The 18,692-nt window shown below is 59.7% G+C and carries 16 protein-coding genes; 14 read left to right on the top strand and 2 right to left on the bottom strand.

Going from position 1 to position 18,692, the window contains the following annotated elements; translation table 11 throughout:
• The first annotated feature begins 49 nt into the window (after window positions 1-49).
• From rpsF to AC1DIG_RS25210, 13 genes are all read left to right on the top strand, one after another.
• Entirely contained in the window at window positions 50-472 is a 423-nt protein-coding gene (gene rpsF, locus AC1DIG_RS25270; RefSeq protein ID WP_007939579.1) for a 30S ribosomal protein S6, read from the top strand.
• 28 nt (window positions 473-500) lie between these two features.
• On the top strand, window positions 501-731 hold the full coding sequence (gene rpsR / locus AC1DIG_RS25265; protein WP_002551829.1) for a 30S ribosomal protein S18: 231 nt from the start codon (window positions 501-503) through the stop codon (window positions 729-731).
• Window positions 732-767: 36 nt separating this feature from the next.
• Window positions 768-1,661 carry a hypothetical protein gene (locus tag AC1DIG_RS25260; protein ID WP_477769483.1) on the top strand — a complete coding sequence of 298 codons (894 nt, stop codon included), beginning with the start codon at window positions 768-770 and terminating at the stop codon, window positions 1,659-1,661.
• Between the two features lie 19 nt (window positions 1,662-1,680).
• Entirely contained in the window at window positions 1,681-2,127 is a 447-nt protein-coding gene (gene rplI, locus AC1DIG_RS25255; protein ID WP_008157007.1) for a 50S ribosomal protein L9, read from the top strand.
• A 137-nt stretch (window positions 2,128-2,264) separates the two neighbouring features.
• Window positions 2,265-3,662 carry a replicative DNA helicase gene (gene dnaB / locus AC1DIG_RS25250; protein WP_427534445.1) on the top strand — a complete coding sequence of 466 codons (1,398 nt, stop codon included), beginning with the start codon at window positions 2,265-2,267 and terminating at the stop codon, window positions 3,660-3,662.
• Between the two features lie 187 nt (window positions 3,663-3,849).
• On the top strand, window positions 3,850-6,153 hold the full coding sequence (locus AC1DIG_RS25245) for a YgiQ family radical SAM protein (protein ID WP_477769482.1): 2,304 nt from the start codon (window positions 3,850-3,852) through the stop codon (window positions 6,151-6,153).
• A 201-nt stretch (window positions 6,154-6,354) separates the two neighbouring features.
• Window positions 6,355-7,281, top strand: coding sequence for an NAD synthetase (locus tag AC1DIG_RS25240; RefSeq protein WP_477769481.1), 927 nt, complete (start codon window positions 6,355-6,357; stop codon window positions 7,279-7,281).
• Complete coding sequence (locus AC1DIG_RS25235) at window positions 7,281-7,718, top strand: hypothetical protein (RefSeq protein ID WP_477769480.1); 438 nt, start codon at window positions 7,281-7,283, stop codon at window positions 7,716-7,718. The genes AC1DIG_RS25240 and AC1DIG_RS25235 overlap by 1 nt, the downstream gene beginning before the upstream one ends.
• A 102-nt stretch (window positions 7,719-7,820) precedes the next feature.
• Entirely contained in the window at window positions 7,821-8,753 is a 933-nt protein-coding gene (locus tag AC1DIG_RS25230) for an NAD synthetase (RefSeq protein ID WP_477769479.1), read from the top strand.
• Window positions 8,750-9,199: a hypothetical protein gene (locus AC1DIG_RS25225; protein WP_477769478.1), complete on the top strand. Its 450-nt coding sequence runs from the start codon at window positions 8,750-8,752 to the stop codon at window positions 9,197-9,199. Before AC1DIG_RS25230 ends, AC1DIG_RS25225 begins: the two co-directional genes overlap by 4 nt.
• Before the next feature lie 188 nt (window positions 9,200-9,387).
• On the top strand, window positions 9,388-12,678 hold the full coding sequence (locus AC1DIG_RS25220; RefSeq protein ID WP_477769477.1) for a transglutaminase family protein: 3,291 nt from the start codon (window positions 9,388-9,390) through the stop codon (window positions 12,676-12,678).
• Between the two features lie 218 nt (window positions 12,679-12,896).
• Window positions 12,897-15,383, top strand: coding sequence for a circularly permuted type 2 ATP-grasp protein (locus AC1DIG_RS25215; protein WP_477769476.1), 2,487 nt, complete (start codon window positions 12,897-12,899; stop codon window positions 15,381-15,383).
• A complete protein-coding gene (locus AC1DIG_RS25210) occupies window positions 15,383-16,273 on the top strand; it encodes a transglutaminase family protein (RefSeq protein ID WP_477769475.1) in 891 nt (296 codons plus the stop codon). The genes AC1DIG_RS25215 and AC1DIG_RS25210 overlap by 1 nt, the downstream gene beginning before the upstream one ends.
• A gap of 205 nt (window positions 16,274-16,478) precedes the next feature.
• Here AC1DIG_RS25210 and AC1DIG_RS25205 read toward each other — a convergent pair whose 3' ends face one another.
• Both AC1DIG_RS25205 and AC1DIG_RS25200 read right to left on the bottom strand, forming a co-directional pair.
• Window positions 16,479-16,670 (bottom strand): hypothetical protein, encoded by a 192-nt coding sequence (locus tag AC1DIG_RS25205; protein ID WP_019691520.1) that lies wholly within the window; start codon window positions 16,668-16,670, stop codon window positions 16,479-16,481.
• 68 nt (window positions 16,671-16,738) lie between these two features.
• The gene (locus AC1DIG_RS25200) at window positions 16,739-17,326 is read right to left on the bottom strand and encodes an LOG family protein (RefSeq protein ID WP_477769474.1); all 588 of its coding nucleotides are present in this window, start codon (window positions 17,324-17,326) and stop codon (window positions 16,739-16,741) included.
• 342 nt (window positions 17,327-17,668) lie between these two features.
• Here AC1DIG_RS25200 and azu point away from each other — a divergent pair, with 342 nt between their 5' ends.
• Window positions 17,669-18,115 carry an azurin gene (gene azu / locus AC1DIG_RS25195; protein ID WP_216744678.1) on the top strand — a complete coding sequence of 149 codons (447 nt, stop codon included), beginning with the start codon at window positions 17,669-17,671 and terminating at the stop codon, window positions 18,113-18,115.
• Window positions 18,116-18,692 lie beyond the last annotated feature (577 nt).

Below are 18,692 nucleotides of genomic sequence, written 5' to 3'. Positions count from 1 at the left end.
CTTGTCTGACCGCTTTTGAGCGGCAGGCTACAACCCGTAAGGAGCATTCATGCGTCATTACGAAATCATCTTTTTGGTCCACCCGGATCAAAGCGAGCAAGTCGGCGGCATGGTTGAGCGTTACACCAAGCTGATCGAAGAAGACGGCGGCAAAATCCACCGTCTGGAAGATTGGGGCCGTCGTCAACTGGCCTACGCAATCAACAATGTTCACAAGGCTCACTACGTGATGCTGAACGTTGAGTGCACTGGCAAGGCCCTGGCCGAGCTGGAAGACAACTTCCGCTACAACGATGCAGTGATCCGTAACCTGGTCATCCGTCGCGAAGAAGCCGTTACCGGCCAATCCGAGATGCTCAAGGCTGAAGAAAACCGCAGTGAGCGCCGTGAGCGTCGCGACCGTCCTGAGCACTCCGACGCTGAAGGCGTTGACAGTGATGACAGCGACAACAGCGATAACGCTGACGAGTAATCCACGGACCTTTTGAGGAGCCTATTACATGGCACGTTTCTTCCGTCGTCGTAAATTCTGCCGCTTCACCGCTGAAGACGTGAAAGAGATCGATTACAAAGATCTCAACACTCTGAAAGCTTACGTATCCGAGACCGGCAAAATCGTTCCAAGCCGCATCACCGGTACCAAAGCACGTTATCAGCGTCAGCTGGCCACCGCTATCAAGCGCGCCCGCTTCCTGGCCCTGCTGGCCTACACCGACAGCCACGGCCGCTGAGACCGGGCAGTCGACACGTAGCAAAGGATTGAATGCATGCGCGCCATAGCTGAGTTCATCATGCGCGGTCGTATGCAGGCCACTCTTGTAGTGGCTGGATGCGCGGCATTGCCGTTGTTGTACTGGTTGGGTGCTGCCGCCGGGAGCCTTGTGCTGCTGCGGCGCGGATTGAAGGACGCCCTGGGCGTTCTTGCTCTGGGAATACTGCCGGCATTGATCTGGTGGCTGTATTCCGATGATCCACGCGCACTCATGGTGCTGCTGGGGTCTTCGGGCCTTGCGTTGGTTTTGCGCGCAAGTGAGTCCTGGAACCGCGTGCTGCTGGTCAGCATAGCGATGGGATTGGTGTTTTCAGTGGTGCTGGGTGCGGCTTACCGCCCCCAGATCGAGATGCTGTCGCAGGAACTGGTAAAGATCCTGCCGCTGGCCCTCGGTGACCTCTACCAGCAATTGTCGGTAGAGGAGCGAGCGCGTCTCGCCGCCCTGATTGCCCCGGTCCTGACCGGCCTGATAGCGGCCTTGTTGCAAATCGTCAGTGTGCTGAGCCTGATTGTCGGGCGCTACTGGCAGGCGTTGTTGTACAACCCTGGTGGTTTTGGTCGCGAGTTTCGCGCCATCCGAATCCCGCTGGGGCCGGCGATGTTGCTGCTGGCGTGCATGCTTCTGGGGCCGAACTTCGGTTCCCAACTGGCCATGTTGACGCCGTTGTGCAGCGTACCGCTGGTGTTCGCCGGGCTGGCCCTGATTCATGGGCTGGTGGCTGAAAAGCGACTGGCCAAGTTTTGGCTGGTGGGGTTGTACGTAACGCTGTTGCTGTTTATGCAGCTGATCTATCCGTTGCTGGTGGTCCTGGCCATTGTCGACAGCCTGATTGATTTTCGCGGTCGTTTGACGCCGAAAGACGTCGATAGCGCGAACGGTGAAGGTTAAAAGTTAAGAGGATTTTCACATGCAACTGATCCTTCTGGAAAAAGTCACCAACCTGGGCAACCTGGGTGACAAAGTGAACGTTAAGGCTGGTTACGGTCGTAACTACCTGCTGCCTTACGGCAAAGCTACCGCTGCGACCGCTGCCAACCTGGCTGCGTTCGAAGAGCGTCGCGCTGAGCTGGAAAAAGCCGCAGCAGACCGTAAAACTTCGGCTGAAAACCGTGCTGCCCAACTGGCTGAGCTGGAAGTGACCATCACTGCCACCGCCGGTGACGAAGGCAAGCTGTTCGGTTCGATCGGCACCCACGACATCGCTGATGCACTGACCGCCTCTGGCGTTGAAGTTGCAAAAAGCGAAGTTCGTCTGCCGAACGGCACCATCCGCAACGTAGGCGAATTCGACGTAGCCGTGCACCTGCACGCTGAAGTTGAAGCCACCGTACGCGTTGTCGTGGTAGCAGCTTAAGCAACACTTGTCGGCTGGCACCCTCGGGTGCTTGCCGGTAACATCGGGCACGATCCTGTTTACAGGTCGTGCCCTTTGTCTTTCTGCAGTTCCTGATTTTTTACAACCCCTGCTTTTCCTAAAGAACCCAAGTGGCCATGAACGATATCTCCGCTCCTGAGCAATACGATCTGCAAACCGCCGCGCTGAAAGTGCCGCCGCATTCCATCGAGGCCGAACAGGCTGTGCTCGGTGGTCTGATGCTGGACAACAACGCCTGGGAGCGCGTGCTCGATCAGGTCTCGGACGGTGATTTCTATCGACATGACCACCGCCTGATCTTCCGTGCGATCGCCAAGCTGGCCGATCAGAACATGCCGATCGACGTCGTGACCCTGGCCGAGCAATTGGACAAGGAAGGTCAGACCTCGCAAGTCGGCGGTCTTGGATACCTGGGTGAGCTGGCGAAAAACACGCCGTCGGTCGCCAACATCAAGGCCTACGCTGCAATCGTTCGTGAGCGGGCGACCTTGCGCCAGTTGATCGGCATCAGCACCGAAATCGCTGACAGCGCCTTCAACCCGGAAGGCCGCACCGCCGCCGAGATCCTCGACGAAGCCGAACGGCAGATCTTCCAGATCGCCGAGGCCCGCCCGAAAACCGGCGGCCCAGTGAGCGTCAATGACCTTTTGACCAAGGCCATCGACCGTATCGACACCTTGTTCAATACCGACAACGCCATCACTGGCCTGTCGACCGGTTACACCGACCTCGACGAGAAGACCAGCGGCCTGCAACCGTCTGACCTGATCATCGTCGCCGGCCGTCCATCGATGGGTAAAACCACCTTTGCGATGAACCTGGTGGAGAACGCCGTGTTGCGCAGCGAGAAGGCGGTACTGGTTTACTCACTCGAGATGCCAGGCGAATCGCTGATCATGCGTATGCTTTCGTCCCTCGGTCGGATCGACCAGACCAAGGTCCGGGCCGGTCGCCTGGAAGACGACGATTGGCCGCGCTTGACCTCGGCGGTCAACCTGCTCAACGATCGCAAGCTGTTCATTGATGACACCGCCGGCATCAGCCCGTCGGAAATGCGTGCGCGGACCCGTCGCCTGGTGCGCGAACACGGTGAGATCGGTCTGATCATGATCGACTACCTGCAACTGATGCAGATCCCGGGCTCCAGCGGCGACAACCGGACCAACGAGATTTCCGAAATCTCCCGTTCCTTGAAAGCCCTGGCCAAGGAATTCAACTGTCCGGTAGTGGCGCTGTCCCAGCTCAACCGTTCCCTCGAACAGCGGCCGAACAAGCGACCAGTGAACTCCGACTTGCGGGAATCCGGAGCGATCGAGCAGGACGCCGACGTCATCATGTTCGTGTACCGGGACGAGGTGTATCACCCGGAGACCGAACACAAAGGCATCGCCGAGATCATCATCGGCAAGCAGCGGAACGGCCCGATCGGCTTTATCCGCCTGGCCTTCATCGGCAAATACACCCGATTCGAAAACCTTGCGCCGGGCAGCTATAACTTCGACGATGATGAGTAACCTCTTCATCGCTTGGAAGGGCCTCATCGCGAGCAAGCTCGCTCCCACACTGGAATGCGTTCCTCTGTGGGAGCGAGCTTGCTCGCGATAGGGGCGACACCAATTTCCGACCATAGCCGTCGGAATTGGTTAAATTTTGTGCTATATTCCGCGCCCGCGATTTTTCATCTCAACACCGGTCATCGTCATGCAAACAGCCAAGCCGTTATTTGACTATCCCAAGTACTGGGCCGAATGTTTCGGTCCAGCGCCATTCCTGCCAATGAGCAGGGAGGAGATGGATCAGCTTGGCTGGGATTCCTGCGACATCATCATCGTCACCGGTGATGCGTACGTTGACCACCCGTCGTTTGGCATGGCAATTATCGGCCGGCTGCTGGAGTCCCAGGGCTTTCGCGTCGGGATCATTGCCCAGCCAAACTGGCAGTCCAAAGACGACTTCATGAAGCTCGGCGAGCCGAACCTGTTCTTCGGTGTCGCGGCCGGCAACATGGACTCGATGATCAACCGCTACACCGCCGACAAGAAAATCCGTTCCGATGACGCCTACACCCCCGGTGGCCTGGCGGGCAAACGTCCGGATCGCGCGAGCCTGGTTTACAGCCAGCGCTGCAAGGAAGCCTACAAGAATGTGCCGATTGTTCTCGGTGGCATTGAGGCATCCCTGCGCCGCATCGCGCACTACGATTACTGGCAGGACCGGGTGCGTAACTCGATCCTGATCGACGCCTGCGCCGACATCCTCCTGTACGGCAACGCCGAGCGGGCGATCGTCGAAGTTGCCCAACGTCTGTCCTACGGTCACAAGATCGAAGACATCACCGACGTGCGCGGCACCGCGTTCATTCGTCGCGATACGCCGCAAGGCTGGTACGAAGTCGACTCCACGCGCATCGACCGTCCGGGCAAGATCGACAAGATCATCAACCCGTACGTCAACACCCAGGACACCCAGGCCTGCGCCATCGAGCAGGAAAAGGGGCCGGTCGAGGACCCGCAGGAAGCCAAGGTCGTGCAGATCCTGGCGAGCCCGCGGATGACCCGCGACAAGACCGTGATCCGTCTGCCGTCGGTAGAAAAGGTTCGAAACGACGCCGTTCTGTACGCCCACGCCAACCGCGTGCTGCACCTGGAAACCAACCCGGGCAACGCCCGCGCGCTGGTTCAGAAGCACGGCGAAGTCGACGTCTGGTTCAACCCGCCACCGATTCCGATGACCACCGAAGAGATGGACTACGTGTTCGGCATGCCTTACGCACGTATTCCGCACCCGGCGTATGGCAAGGAGAAGATCCCGGCCTACGACATGATCCGTTTCTCGGTGAACATCATGCGCGGCTGCTTCGGCGGCTGTACCTTCTGCTCGATTACCGAGCACGAAGGCCGGATCATCCAGAACCGTTCCGAAGAATCGATCATTCGCGAAATCGAAGAGATCCGCGACAAGGTCCCAGGTTTTACCGGCGTCATTTCCGACCTCGGTGGCCCGACCGCGAACATGTACCGCATTGCCTGCAAGAGCCCGGAAATCGAATCCGCGTGCCGCAAGCCGTCGTGCGTGTTCCCCGGCATTTGCCCGAATCTCAACACCGATCACTCGTCGCTGATCCAGTTGTACCGCAGCGCTCGCGCCTTGCCGGGTGTGAAGAAGATCCTGATCGCCTCCGGCTTGCGTTACGACCTTGCGGTCGAGTCGCCGGAATACGTCAAGGAGCTGGTGACCCACCACGTCGGTGGTTACCTGAAGATCGCCCCGGAACACACCGAGGAAGGTCCGCTCAACCAGATGATGAAACCGGGCATCGGCAGCTATGACAAGTTCAAGCGGATGTTCGAGAAGTACTCCAAGGAAGCCGGGAAAGAGCAGTACCTGATTCCGTACTTCATCGCCGCCCACCCCGGCACTACCGACGAAGACATGATGAACCTGGCCCTCTGGCTCAAGGGCAATGGTTTCCGTGCGGATCAGGTGCAGGCGTTCTACCCGTCGCCGATGGCCACCGCCACCGCCATGTATCACTCGGGCAAGAACCCGCTGCGCAAGGTCACCTACAAGAGCGACGCCGTGACCATCGTCAAGAGCGAAGAGCAGCGTCGTCTGCACAAGGCGTTCTTGCGTTACCACGATCCGAAAGGCTGGCCAATGCTGCGTGAAGCGCTGACCCGCATGGGCCGCGCCGACCTGATCGGGCCGGGCAAGAACCAGCTGATCCCGCTGCACCAGCCGGCCACCGACAGTTACCAGAGCGCCCGTCGCAAGAACTCGACGCCAGCCGGTAGCCATAAAGTGGCTGGGGAAAAGACCACCAAGATCCTCACGCAACACACCGGCTTGCCGCCGCGTGCCAGCGATGGCGGTAACCCGTGGGACAAGCGTGAACAGGCCAAGGCCGCGGCATTCGCCCGCAACCAGCAGGCAGCGAAGGAACGCAAGGACGCTGCCAAAGGCAAAGGGCCAAAGCCTGCGCGCAAGCCAGTCGTGCCGCGTTGATCGCAGCCTAGCAAGCAAAACGCCAGCCTCGTGCTGGCGTTTTGCTTTATAGGCGCTGGAGAACTTGTTTGTTAAGGTGGCGCGCATTAATTGCCATCGCAGGCAGCCAGCTCCCACAGGGGAATGCATTCCAGATGTGAGAGTCGGGCTTGCCCGCGATGAGGCCGGCATGGCCACTATCTACTTCAAGGACGAACACCCATGAGCAACCCCCTGCTCGGCATCGGCATGGACTCCAACCGCTCCCAGTTCATGGCGCGCCAGCGCATCGAGAGTGAAATCAACCTGCCGCGTATATTTGCTGCCATCGACGCCGATCCCAGCATCGTCGGCGCAGGGGTGGTGTATATCGACGCCGACTTCAACGTAGTTACCCTGCGTGAGTTCAAGCCGATTTGCAGTATCCAGCCCAAGCGCATCATCGTACGTGAGGCGCAGAAATACGTCGCTCCCGCACAATTCGCTGACCAAGTGGTGAATAACCCGCGAGAGTCGCGATTGATCAGCGAAGCTTTCAACACCACGTTGTCCTGTGGCAGCGCGGTCCTGGGTTGGCTGGTGATGTTAAGTGGCACCATCGCGGTGCCGTTCACCGCTGGCGCCAGTGCGGTCATCACGGTCATTGGCTATGCCAGTGCTACAGCCAGTACGGCGTCATGCCTGATGGGCGCATTTCGCACCCGCAATGAAATCGTCAACCCTGGCATGAATGACTATCTGGATAACGAAGAGTGGTACCAGGCCGCTACCAAGATCATGGACGGCGCCGCCTTGGTCGGTGTGGGCGCGTCTGCGCTGACCACGGTCAAGCTGGTCAATGTCGCCCGTGCGTCCACCGGTAAAACCCTGCGCCAGGTGCTTAAAGGCCTCAATGGTCAAGAGCGAGAAAAACTGACTAAAGAACTGTTGAAAATTGCCGACCCGCAGATGTCGACCAAGATGCGCAAGCTGCTGCAACTGCGCGGTGACTTGCCCAAGCGCTTCACTCACACCCAGCTCAAGCATTCCACCATCGTACAGTTGGGCGATGCCTTCAGTGCAGGGCTGAGCGTCTGGGGCCTGGCGCGCTCGGATAACCCGAAGCAGCTCAAGACCCTGGCGATAGGCCTGTATGAGGAGTTAGAGTGATGAATGATGTTCCGTCGTTAAAACCGTTTTTGCTGGAACATTTCCCATCGTTCATCGGCGTGATTCTCGCGGGTTGCCTCGGTGGCTCTGGCGCAATTTCCTTAGCGGCCAGCACCTATTTCGCCGATGTGCCCATGGCTACGAATGCCACTGTGTCCTGGTTTGTGGTGATATTCGCTGCATTGTTTGTGGTCAACAGCAACTTCCTGATTGTGCGTGGGCGGGCCTGGGCCGTGTGGGGGATGGTGGCGTTTTTCGTGGTGTGCCTGCTGGTGGTATTGCCGACGCTGCAATACCGCCCGCATTGGTTTATCTACAGTGAATGTTTGTTCTGGCCACTGCTGGGCTTGTTGTTACTCAACAGCAAAGGCTATCGCTCGATGGTGCGCAAACTTGTGGAAGTACGTCGGTTGCGCCAGGCGGCCAAGGCGGGTTGATTGGGCAGATTCACCACCCACCCCTTCAAGTCTAAACATACAAGCCGGGCTTGCCCCCGATGAGGCCGGTATGGCCACTATCCACTTCAAGGACGAACACCCATGAGCGGCCCCCTGCTCGGCATCGGCATGGACTCCAACCGCTCCCAGTTCATGGCGCGCCAGCGCATCGAAAGTGAAATCAACCTGCCGCGCCTGTTCGCGGCCATCGATGCCGACCCCGGCATTGTCGGCGCGGGTGTCGTGTATATCGACGCCGACTTCAATGTGGTCACCCTGCGCGAATTCAAACCCCTCTGCAGCATCAAGCCCAAGCGCATCATCTTGCGGGAGGCACAGAAGTACATTGCGCCTGCGCAGTTTGTGGAGCAGGTGAAGACCAACCCAAGGGAAGGGCGCCTCATGAAAGAGACGTTCGATATGGGGTTGTCATGCACCGCCGCAGTGATCGGCTGGATAGTGGTCTTCAGCGGCAGCGTAGCGGTGCCGTTTACGGCGGGCGCTAGCGCATTTGTAGTAGGCATCGGCGTGACGGCGGCACTGGCCAGCAGCGCGCAATGTGGGTTTGGTGTGGCGCGTACCTATAACGAAATACTTGATCCAGACGCCAACGACCGCATGGATGATGCTGAATGGTACGGCGCTGTTTCACCCATCCTGGATGCCGCTTCTTTGGTGGGTATTGGAACAGGCGCCCTGACCACGGTGAGGCTGCTGAAAGCTAACAAGGCCGCCGCGTTGGGCAAGAGTTGGTATGAGTTACTCAAGGGCCTGAGTCGCCAGGAGCGCAAGAAGTTGACCAAGGAACTGCTCAGCCTGAAAGATCCAAGCCTGTCGCCCAAATTGCTAAAATTGCAGCAGCGCGCGGGCAAACTCACCAAGAGCTTTAGCTCCACTGAAATTCGTCACGCAACCCAAACCCAAATGAAAGATGCATTGGGTGGCATGTTGGGCCTCGTCGGCAGCTACCGTACCGGTAATGTGGGCACAGCCCGCACCATTGCAATCGGCTTGTATGAGGACCTGACGGAATGAATGGCTTCCCCGACATGGGCAGTTTCCTCGCCCGCTATTTCCCGGTATTCATGGGAACAATTTTCATGGCGATTTTTTCCGGGGCATCAGCTGTTTCCCTGGCGGGCGTGACATATTTGCGCGGTGTTGATCCGGAGCTCAAATCCAGCTACTCCGGGCTTGCCATTCTGGTGCTGGTTGCAGTGATAGTGTTTGGCAACGTGATGATTTCGCGCGGACGCCCGTGGGCCACTGCCCTGGTGGTGGGTTATCTGGGATGTTGCCTGCTGTTCGTACTGCCGATGATTCAGTACCACCTCCACGTGCTGGTCTATGGCTCGGCAGTGCTCTTCCCGTTATTGGGATTGTTGCTGCTCAACAGCAAACGCCACCGCGAAATGCGCCAGAAGCTGCTCGAAGTGCGGCATCTGCGCGAAGCCGTGATTGCCAAGCGCAACGCCCGTTGACTGGATAGATTCACGACCCACCCTCACACACTCGCCACAAATATGTGCAACCCTCGCACCACGGCACCCACCTTGGCGCCGCTTTGGTGCTGCACTGCACCGGGTCTTACGATAAAGCGCAATGACCGCCGCTCTGGCATAAGTCTTGCGCGCTTTCCGTTACGCTCAAGGCTCGCAGGAGGCACGCCATGTCGATTCATGTCGCATTGCACCATGTCACGCATTACCGTTACGAGCGCGCCGTCGAACTCGGCCCGCAGATCGTTCGCCTGCGCCCGGCTGCCCACAGCCGTACGCGGATTCTTTCCTATGCGTTGAAAGTGTCGCCAGAGCAGCACTTCATCAATTGGCAGCAAGACCCCCAGGGCAACTACCTGGCGCGGTTGGTGTTCCCGGAGAAAACCACGGAGCTGCGGATCGAAGTCGATCTGCTGGCCGAGATGGCGGTGTTCAACCCGTTCGATTTCTTCCTTGAGCCCTACGCGGAAAAGATCCCCTTCGCCTATGCCGCCGACGAACAGCGTGAGCTGGCGCCATACCTGGAAACCCTGCCGCTGACCCCGACGTTCAAGGCTTACCTTGACGGCATCGACCGCACGCCGCTGCCTGCCGTGGATTTTCTGGTGGTGCTCAACCAGCGCCTGAGCGAAGACATCAGCTACCTGATCCGCATGGAACCGGGCGTGCAAACCCCGGAATACACCCTGGAACACGCATCGGGTTCTTGCCGCGACTCGGCCTGGTTACTGGTGCAACTGCTGCGCAACCTCGGGCTGGCGGCGCGATTTGTTTCCGGTTACCTGATCCAGCTCACCGCTGACGTCAAAAGTCTCGACGGTCCTTCCGGCACCGAGGTGGACTTCACCGACCTGCACGCCTGGTGTGAGGTTTACCTGCCCGGCGCCGGATGGATCGGCCTGGACGCTACTTCTGGACTGTTTGCCGGCGAAGGGCATATTCCATTGGCCTGTAGCCCTGATCCGTCCTCGGCGGCGCCGATCAGTGGCCTGGTCGAACCGTGCGCGTGTGAATTCAGCCACGAAATGTCGGTGGAGCGCATTTGGGAGGCCCCACGCGTTACCAAACCCTACACCGAAGACCAGTGGCTGGCGATCCAGGTGCTGGGCCGGCAGATCGACGCCGACCTGCAAGAGGGCGATGTGCGCCTGACCATGGGCGGCGAGCCGACGTTCGTCTCCATCGACGACCCGGACGGTGCCGAGTGGAACACCGCCGCGCTAGGACCTGACAAGCGTCGACTGTCCGCCGAGCTGTTCCAGCGCATGCGCAAACATTACGGACCCAAGGGTCTGGTGCATTTTGGCCAGGGCAAGTGGTACCCCGGCGAGCAACTGCCGCGTTGGTCGCTGAACTGCTACTGGCGGCGAGATGGCGTGCCGATCTGGAACAACAGCGCGCTGATTGCCGATGAACAGCAAGACTACGGTGCCGATGGCAAATTGGCCGGGCGTTTTCTGGCGAGTGTCGCCGAGCGATTGAAACTGCCCACGCGCTTTGTATTTCCAGCCTACGAAGACAACCTCTACTACCTCTGGCGCGAAGGCGCGTTGCCGGTCAACGTCAGCGCTGAAGACTCACGGCTGGGCGACGAACTCGAGCGCGCGCGCCTGCACAAGGTCTTCAGCCAAGGTCTGGACAAGGTGATTGGCCAGGTCCTGCCGCTGGCGCGCACGGCCAAGGGCGATCAATGGCAGAGCGGTCGCTGGTACCTGCGTGACAGCCATTGCCGACTGGTGCCGGGAGACTCACCGCTGGGCTATCGCTTGCCGCTGGCTTCGCAACCGTGGGTGACGGCGGCAGAGTATCCGTTCGTGCACCCGGTCGACCCGAATCAGGATTTGCCGGAGCTGCCCGACACCGCCAGTTTGCAGGTGCATGGCGAGCCGGCCACCGCCGATGAGCGCACACCGAAAATCGACCAGTCCGCCGATTGGCTGACCCGCACCGCGCTCTGCGCCGAGGCTCGGGAAGGGCGGCTGTACCTGTTCATGCCGCCGCTGGAACGCGTCGAGGATTACCTCGAACTGGTCAGCGCCATCGAAGCCACCGCCGAGGAGCTGCATTGCCCGGTGTTGCTGGAAGGTTATGAACCGCCGAGCGATCCACGCCTGAGCAACTTCCGTATTACTCCGGACCCCGGCGTTATCGAAGTCAACGTGCAGCCGTCCGCCAGTTGGGACGAGCTGGTGGAGCGCACTGAGTTCCTCTACGAAGAGGCGCGCCAGACCCGGCTGACCACCGAGAAATTCATGATCGACGGTCGGCATACCGGCACGGGTGGCGGTAACCATTTCGTACTCGGTGGCGCGACGCCGGCCGACTCACCGTTTCTGCGTCGTCCGGATCTGCTGCGCAGTCTGATCAGCTACTGGCATAACCACCCGTCGCTGTCCTACCTGTTTTCCGGTCTTTTCATCGGCCCGACCTCGCAGGCTCCGCGGGTGGACGAAGCGCGCAACGATGCGTTGTACGAGCTGGAAATCGCCTTCGCGCAGATGCCGAACCCCGGCGAAGAGTGCGCGCCGTGGCTGGTGGACCGCTTGCTGCGCAACCTGCTGATCGACGTCACGGGCAACACCCACCGCGCCGAGTTCTGCATCGACAAACTCTATTCGCCGGATGGCGCGACCGGGCGCCTCGGTCTGCTGGAACTGCGCGCCTTCGAAATGCCGCCCCACGCACGCATGAGCCTGGCTCAGCAACTGTTGCTGCGGGCGCTGGTGGCGCGGTTCTGGCGCGAGCCGTATGCGCCGGCCAAGCTGGCACGCTGGGGCACCGAGTTGCACGACCGTTTCCTGTTGCCGCACTTTATCGAGCAGGACTTCGCCGATGTGATCGTCGACCTCAACGCCGCCGGCTATGCGCTGCGCGCCGAGTGGTTTGCCGCGCATCTGGAGTTCCGCTTTCCCAAGGTCGGCGATTACGCAGTCAGCGGTATCGAGCTGGAACTGCGTCAGGCGCTGGAGCCGTGGCATGTGCTGGGGGAGGAGGGCTCGGCCGGCGGCACGGTGCGTTATGTCGACTCGTCGCTGGAGCGTTTGCAGGTCAAACTCACTGGCTTGGCACCGCAGCGTTATGTGCTGACCTGCAACGGCATTCCGGTACCGCTGCAACCGACCGGGCGGGTTGGCGAGTTTGTCGCGGGCGTGCGGTTTCGCGCCTGGCAACCGGCCAACTGCCTGCAACCGACCATCCCGGTGCACGCGCCGCTGGTGTTCGACCTGCTCGACACCTGGATGCAACGCTCGCTGGGCGGTTGTCAGTACCACGTCGCCCATCCGGGCGGGCGCAACTACGACAGCCTGCCGGTGAATGCCAATGAGGCCGAGAGCCGGCGAATGGCGCGGTTCTTCCGCCTCGGCCACAGCCCGGGAACCTTGCCAGTGTCAACGCTGAGCATTAACGACGAACTGCCAATGACGCTCGATTTACGCCGATTTGCGAAAAAAAATGAGTGAACGCGGTGCTGCAACAACGGACACCCAATGTGGGAGCGAGCTTGCTCGCGATAGCAGTAGCCCAGCCGGCATCAATGTTGACTGTTGTGACGCTATCGCGAGCAAGCTCGCTCCCACAGGGATTTCCACGGTTGTTCGCTTTGGGCCAGCCTTTGCCCACTGGATTTGCAGCGTTTGTGAGTTAATCTGACTTTTCCTGAGCACCTGCCGAGCTTTCCATGCCTGACCTGCTTGACCGTTACCCGCTTACGCCGGGCACCTATCATGAACTGCTCGACGACAGCGGTGCCGTGCGCCCGCACTGGCGACGGCTGTTCGATCAGTTGCAACGCAGCACGCCCGCGCAACTGCTGCAGCGGCAAGCCTTGCTGGCACGACAGATTCAGGAAAACGGCGTCACCTACAATGTTTACGCCGACCCCAAAGGCGCTGATCGTCCATGGGAACTGGACCTGCTGCCCCATGTGATGGCGGCTGATGAGTGGCAGCAGTTGTCTGCCGGGATCACCCAGCGTGCGCGTTTGCTCAATGCGGTACTGGCGGATCTGTATGGCCCGCAGCGCTTGATTGCCGAAGGCCTGTTGCCGGCAGAACTGGTGTTCGGTCATAACAATTTCCTCTGGCCCTGTCAGGGCATTCAACCGCCGGACGGGGCTTTTCTGCATCTGTACGCCGTGGACCTGGCGCGCACGCCCGACGGGCGCTGGTGGGTGACAGCGGACCGGACTCAAGCGCCATCCGGTGCCGGTTACGCGCTGGAAAACCGCACCATCGTGTCGCGGGCCTTTCCTGAGTTGTACCGCGATATGCAGGTGCAGCATTTGGCCGGGTTCTTCCGCACCTTGAAGGAAACCCTCACGCGTCAGGCCCCGAGTGCCGATGAAGTGCCGCTGGTGGTGTTGCTGACGCCGGGACGATTCAACGAGAGCTATTTCGAACACCTGTACCTGGCTCGCCAACTGGGTTATCCACTGGTCGAGGGCGGCGATCTGACGGTACGCGATGCCACGGTTTATCTGAAAACCCTCAGCGGTTTGCGTCGGGTTCACGCGATCATGCGTCGGCTCGACGATGATTTCTGCGATCCGCTGGAGTTGCGCACTGACTCGGCGCTCGGCGTGCCGGGCCTGCTTGACGCGGTGCGACAGGGACGGGTGCTGGTGGCCAATGCCTTGGGCAGTGGCGTACTGGAATCGCCGGGGTTGTTGGGCTTTCTGCCGAAGATCAATCAATACCTGTTCGGCGAAGAACTGCTCCTGCCGTCCATTGCCACCTGGTGGTGCGGCGAGCCTCCGGTGTTGGCACAGGCCCTGGAAAAAATGCCTGAACTGCTGATCAAGCCGGCGTTCCCCTCGCAGAGCTTTGCCTCGGTATTGGGCCGTGACTTGAGTGAAAAACAGCGCCAGGACCTCGCCGAGCGCATGCAGGCACGGCCTTATGCCTATGTGGCGCAAGAACTGGCGCAGCTGTCGCAGGCGCCGATCTGGCAAGCCGAAGACGGCCAGTTGCAGCCTCGGGCCATTGGCATGCGCGTTTACGCGGTGGCCAGTCAAGACGGCTATCGGGTGCTGCCCGGCGGCTTGACCCGGGTTGCGGCGGAACCCGATGCCGAGGTGGTGTCGATGCAGCGCGGCGGCGCGAGCAAGGACACCTGGGTGTTGGGCGAGCGAGCGCCGATCGGCGAGCAATGGAAAGCCCAGCGAACCCTCGGCGTGCACGATCTGGTGCGACGTGATCCCTACCTGCCGTCGCGGGTGGTCGAAAACCTGTTCTGGTTCGGTCGCTATTGCGAGCGCTGCGACGACAGTGCGCGGCTGCTGCGGATCATGCTCACGCGTTACGTCGATGGCGACGATCCGCAAGCCTTGCAGGCCGCGGTCGATCTCGGTGAAAGCCTGATGCTGCTGCCCGACGAAGGTGAATTGCCCGAGCGTTTGCTGACGGCATTGTGTGGTGATGACTGGGCCTTCAGCCTGCGTTCCAACCTGCAACGCTTGCAGTGGGCGGCCTCCCAGGTGCGCGGCAAACTCTCGCGAGAGAACTGGCAGGCGTTGGTGGAGTTGCAGCGCGATGCCATGGAGCTGGAAACCGAAGAGCCGGATTTTGGCGAGCGGCTGGATTTCCTCAATCGCCTGGTGATGTCGCTCGCGGCGCTGTCGGGCTTTGCGCTGGACGACATGACCCGCGACGAAGGCTGGCGCTTTTTGATGATCGGGCGACGGATCGAGCGATTGCAGTTTCTCGGCAGCAGCCTGGCCGCGTTCCTGCGCGGCGCCGGGGCTTTCGATCAAGCCGGGCTGGAATGGCTGCTGGAGCTGGGTAACAGCAGCATCACCTACCGTTCCCGCTACCTGGCAGTGGCGCAATTGATTCCGGTGCTCGATGTGTTGCTGCTCGATGAGCAGAACCCTCACGGCGTATTGTTCCAGCTGAAACTGGTGACCCGGACTCTCAAGCGCTTGAACGACGATTTTGCTGTGCCGCGAGATCTGGCATTGCCTTCGTTGGTCGAGCGTCTGGCGCGATTCGATCTCGGTTGCCTGGAGAACGGGTTGTTCGGCGAAACCAGCGTTCGCGCAGCCCTCATTGGATTGGCGGATCTGCTGCAAGAAATCGCCGATGTCAGCAATCAGGTGTCTGATCGCCTCGCATTGCGGCACTTCGCCCATGTCGATGATGTCAGCCAGCGCACGGTGTCCGTCTGATGAGCGCCCGTTACCAGATTCTCCACGACACCCATTATCACTACGACAGCCCGGTGTCGCTGGCCCAGCAACTCGCCCATTTGTGGCCACGGCACTGCGCCTGGCAGCGTTGCATCGATCAGCAATTGCAGATCAGCCCGGAGCCGACTTCGCGCCGCGATGAGCTGGACGTGTTTGGCAATCCGCTGACCCGGCTGGCGTTTGAAAGGCCTCACGACGAACTGCTGGTCAATGCCCGGCTGACGGTCGAAGTGCTGAGCCGGCCAGTGCGCGATTTCAGTCAATCGCCGGCCTGGGACATGACTCGCAGTGCGTTGACCTACAGCAGTCAGCCGATTGCTCCCCAGCTAATGGATGCGTGCCGCTATCGATTTGAGTCACCGTATGTGCATTTGAAGAGCAGCTTCGTCGAGTTCTCCGAAAGCTGTTTTCCGCTGGGCCGTCCATTGATGCTGGGCGTTCAGGCGTTGATGGAGAAGATCTTCAGCGAATTCACCTTCGATGCCGAGGCGACCCAGGTCGCGACGCCGCTGGTGGAAGTGCTGGAGCGTCGGCGTGGGGTCTGTCAGGACTTTGCGCACTTGATGCTCGCCTGCTTGCGTTCCCGCGGGTTGGCGGCGCGTTACGTCAGCGGTTACCTGCTGACCCAGCCACCACCAGGCCAGCCACGGTTGATCGGTGCCGACGCGTCCCACGCCTGGGTCTCGGTATTTTGCCCGGTGCTGGGCTGGGTTGATTTCGACCCGACCAACAACGTGCAACCGGCGCTGGAGCACATCACTCTGGCCTGGGGCCGGGATTTCTCCGATGTCTCGCCATTGCGTGGGGTGATTCTGGGCGGCGGCAGCCATGACCCGGAGGTGCAGGTGACCGTGATGCCGCTGGAGTAATGGAGATCGAGTGTGGGAGCGAGCTTGCTCGCGATGACGGAGGCACATTCAGCACCGAAGTGACTGAGAAATTGCTATCGCGAGCAAGCTCGCTCCCACAGGGATTGTGGGGTATTGCAGACTGGCCTGTGAGGGCCGGCAGCATGACTGCCGACCCTGGACACAGATCCGGTGGGTTTGATCAGAACGTCAAACCCTGTGGGTCTCAGGCGTCGGGCGCCTGATCTTTCGGTGCTTCAACAGCGTCATCAGCAACCACTTCACCTTCTGCATCGGGGTTCAGTGCGCCGGCTTCTTCATCGGCGGCAGCTTTCTTGCGTTGCAACTTTTCCTCTTTCTTCTGCTCTTTGGCCAAGTCTCTTTGACGTTTGGCGAAGGAGTAATTAGGTTTAGCCATGGGCGATCCTCTGGGGTCGAAGGTGAGGTTGAGCGGCGCGTATTCTGCCTTTAAACCGGGGCCAAGGGTTAGCTGGGTTTTTGCCCGGCCCATTTTGGTGCTACCACCGGTTGCCAGGCATCCAGCGCATCCAGCAGATCCTGCGGCGATTCGCTCATTTGCAGCATGTCACGGTGATGCCCGCGAACGAAGCCTTCGCCGACGACATGATCAAGAAATGCAGTGAGTTTGCTGTAGAACCCGTTCACTTCCAGCAAGCCCAGCGGTTTGCCGTGGTAGCCAAGCTGGCCCCAGGTCCAGACTTCGAACAGCTCTTCAAAGGTGCCGAGACCGCCCGGCAGAGCGATAAACGCATCGCTCAGCTCGGCCATGCGCGCCTTGCGCGCGTGCATGCCGTCGACCACTTCCAGGCGCGTCAGGCCCGTATGGCCGATTTCCGAATTCTTCAGGCTTTCGGGGATGATCCCGATCACTTCGCCACCCGCTGCCAGTGCAGCGTCGGCGACGATACCCATCAAGCCGACAGCACCGCCGCCATACACCAGCGTCAGCTTACGCCGGGCCAGCTCCTGGCCGAGGGCGATCGCGGCGTCCCGATAGGCCGGGTTGGTGCCGATGCTGGCGCCGCAAAATACACAAACAGACGCTAAAGACATGCCTTACTCCATGGTCGGTGATGACTCCAGAGTAATGGCTGCCCTTGAGCGTTCCAAGGGCTAATCCTCGCCGCGAGGCCTTTCATAGGTGCCACTGGCGCCACAGGCGTAGGCGGCGAGCAAACTGCACAACAGGCTATTGAAGGACATGACAGGCGCTCCAGAGTGGGATGACACGCCGATCATAGGTGCGCGCCAGAGGTCTGGCCGGTTAATTGTTTCGATCAGTGTCATAGCCTGAAAGTTGTATACAATTCTTGATGCAAGTCATAGGCACTACGAAAAAATTCAGGCAGTCTTTATGCCCTACGGATTTTGTTAACCCTGCCTTGGAGATTCACCATGTTTGCCAAACTCGTTGCGGTATCCCTGCTGACACTGGCCAGCAGCCAATTGATGGCTGCAGAGTGCAAGGTCGATGTCGACTCCACCGATCAGATGTCCTTCACTACCAAGGAGATCACTATCGACAAGAGCTGCAAAACCTTCACCGTCAACCTGACCCACTCCGGCAGCTTGCCGAAGAACGTCATGGGTCATAACTGGGTGCTGAGCAAAACCGCAGACATGGCTGGCATCACTACCGATGGCATGGCCGCAGGCATCGACAAGAACTACCTGAAAGAAGGTGACACTCGCGTCATCGCCCACACCAAAATCATCGGTGCCGGCGAGAAAGACTCGGTGACCTTTGACGTGTCGAAGCTGACCGCTGGCGAAAGCTACCAGTTCTTCTGCTCGTTCCCGGGCCACAACTCGATGATGAAAGGCGCTGTTGTGCTGAAGTAATCAGCTTCAAGTAACTCCCCCAAACGCCGCTGCGAGGCTCTCGCAGCGGCGTTTTTTTGTCTGGGGCAATCCACCATTTTCTGGCGGACAAAAAAACCTTCACCCAACGAGGTATGAACCGCTGGTCGGATAACAAGGTCGACCTGTTATTTCTAACAGTAGACGGAAAATATGACCGGGTATCAGATGCACAAGGACGTCGTAGCCTTTTGCTGCGGCGATGCAATCGAATACACAGGGAGTATGTTCATGACCAGTATGCAATCCCTACCGCTGGTCGGAAACCACGGCCTACCTGTTATTTCTGACAGTGGTCAGCGCCTCGGGGCGGGGTGTTAGATGAGCGTCAGCCCTGCCGCTCATGTTGCGGCGACTTTTCTGAGATCCGCGCGCTTCGTACGAGAGTCTTGTGTTGCCATTCGGGTCGTCGGATCCCAGGTCCTTGAATCTGGACCTATTGTTCGTCGCTTTTAACCTGGGCCTAACGATCGAGGTGGAATACACCGTCAACCGTAAGGGTGAAGACTCGGTAACGTCCAAGCCGCTCGTATTGAACGTCCTCGACATTGCGCCGGAG

The organism is Pseudomonas sp. 05N431, assembly GCF_056397005.1.
The sequence above is the reverse complement of the archived record's forward strand: the minus strand, read 5'-3'. Positions and strand labels throughout refer to the sequence as shown.

What these genes read in the sequence shown, in the direction of transcription:
- rpsF (WP_007939579.1), top strand. Translation starts at nt 50, where the DNA reads ATGCGTCATTACGAAATCATCTTTTTGGTCCACCCGGATCAAAGCGAG.
- rpsR (WP_002551829.1), top strand. Translation starts at nt 501, where the DNA reads ATGGCACGTTTCTTCCGTCGTCGTAAATTCTGCCGCTTCACCGCTGAA.
- AC1DIG_RS25260 (WP_477769483.1), top strand. Translation starts at nt 768, where the DNA reads ATGCGCGCCATAGCTGAGTTCATCATGCGCGGTCGTATGCAGGCCACT.
- rplI (WP_008157007.1), top strand. Translation starts at nt 1,681, where the DNA reads ATGCAACTGATCCTTCTGGAAAAAGTCACCAACCTGGGCAACCTGGGT.
- dnaB (WP_427534445.1), top strand. Translation starts at nt 2,265, where the DNA reads ATGAACGATATCTCCGCTCCTGAGCAATACGATCTGCAAACCGCCGCG.
- AC1DIG_RS25245 (WP_477769482.1), top strand. Translation starts at nt 3,850, where the DNA reads ATGCAAACAGCCAAGCCGTTATTTGACTATCCCAAGTACTGGGCCGAA.
- AC1DIG_RS25240 (WP_477769481.1), top strand. Translation starts at nt 6,355, where the DNA reads ATGAGCAACCCCCTGCTCGGCATCGGCATGGACTCCAACCGCTCCCAG.
- AC1DIG_RS25235 (WP_477769480.1), top strand. Translation starts at nt 7,281, where the DNA reads ATGAATGATGTTCCGTCGTTAAAACCGTTTTTGCTGGAACATTTCCCA.
- AC1DIG_RS25230 (WP_477769479.1), top strand. Translation starts at nt 7,821, where the DNA reads ATGAGCGGCCCCCTGCTCGGCATCGGCATGGACTCCAACCGCTCCCAG.
- AC1DIG_RS25225 (WP_477769478.1), top strand. Translation starts at nt 8,750, where the DNA reads ATGAATGGCTTCCCCGACATGGGCAGTTTCCTCGCCCGCTATTTCCCG.
- AC1DIG_RS25220 (WP_477769477.1), top strand. Translation starts at nt 9,388, where the DNA reads ATGTCGATTCATGTCGCATTGCACCATGTCACGCATTACCGTTACGAG.
- AC1DIG_RS25215 (WP_477769476.1), top strand. Translation starts at nt 12,897, where the DNA reads ATGCCTGACCTGCTTGACCGTTACCCGCTTACGCCGGGCACCTATCAT.
- AC1DIG_RS25210 (WP_477769475.1), top strand. Translation starts at nt 15,383, where the DNA reads ATGAGCGCCCGTTACCAGATTCTCCACGACACCCATTATCACTACGAC.
- AC1DIG_RS25205 (WP_019691520.1), bottom strand. Translation starts at nt 16,670, where the DNA reads ATGGCTAAACCTAATTACTCCTTCGCCAAACGTCAAAGAGACTTGGCC.
- AC1DIG_RS25200 (WP_477769474.1), bottom strand. Translation starts at nt 17,326, where the DNA reads ATGTCTTTAGCGTCTGTTTGTGTATTTTGCGGCGCCAGCATCGGCACC.
- azu (WP_216744678.1), top strand. Translation starts at nt 17,669, where the DNA reads ATGTTTGCCAAACTCGTTGCGGTATCCCTGCTGACACTGGCCAGCAGC.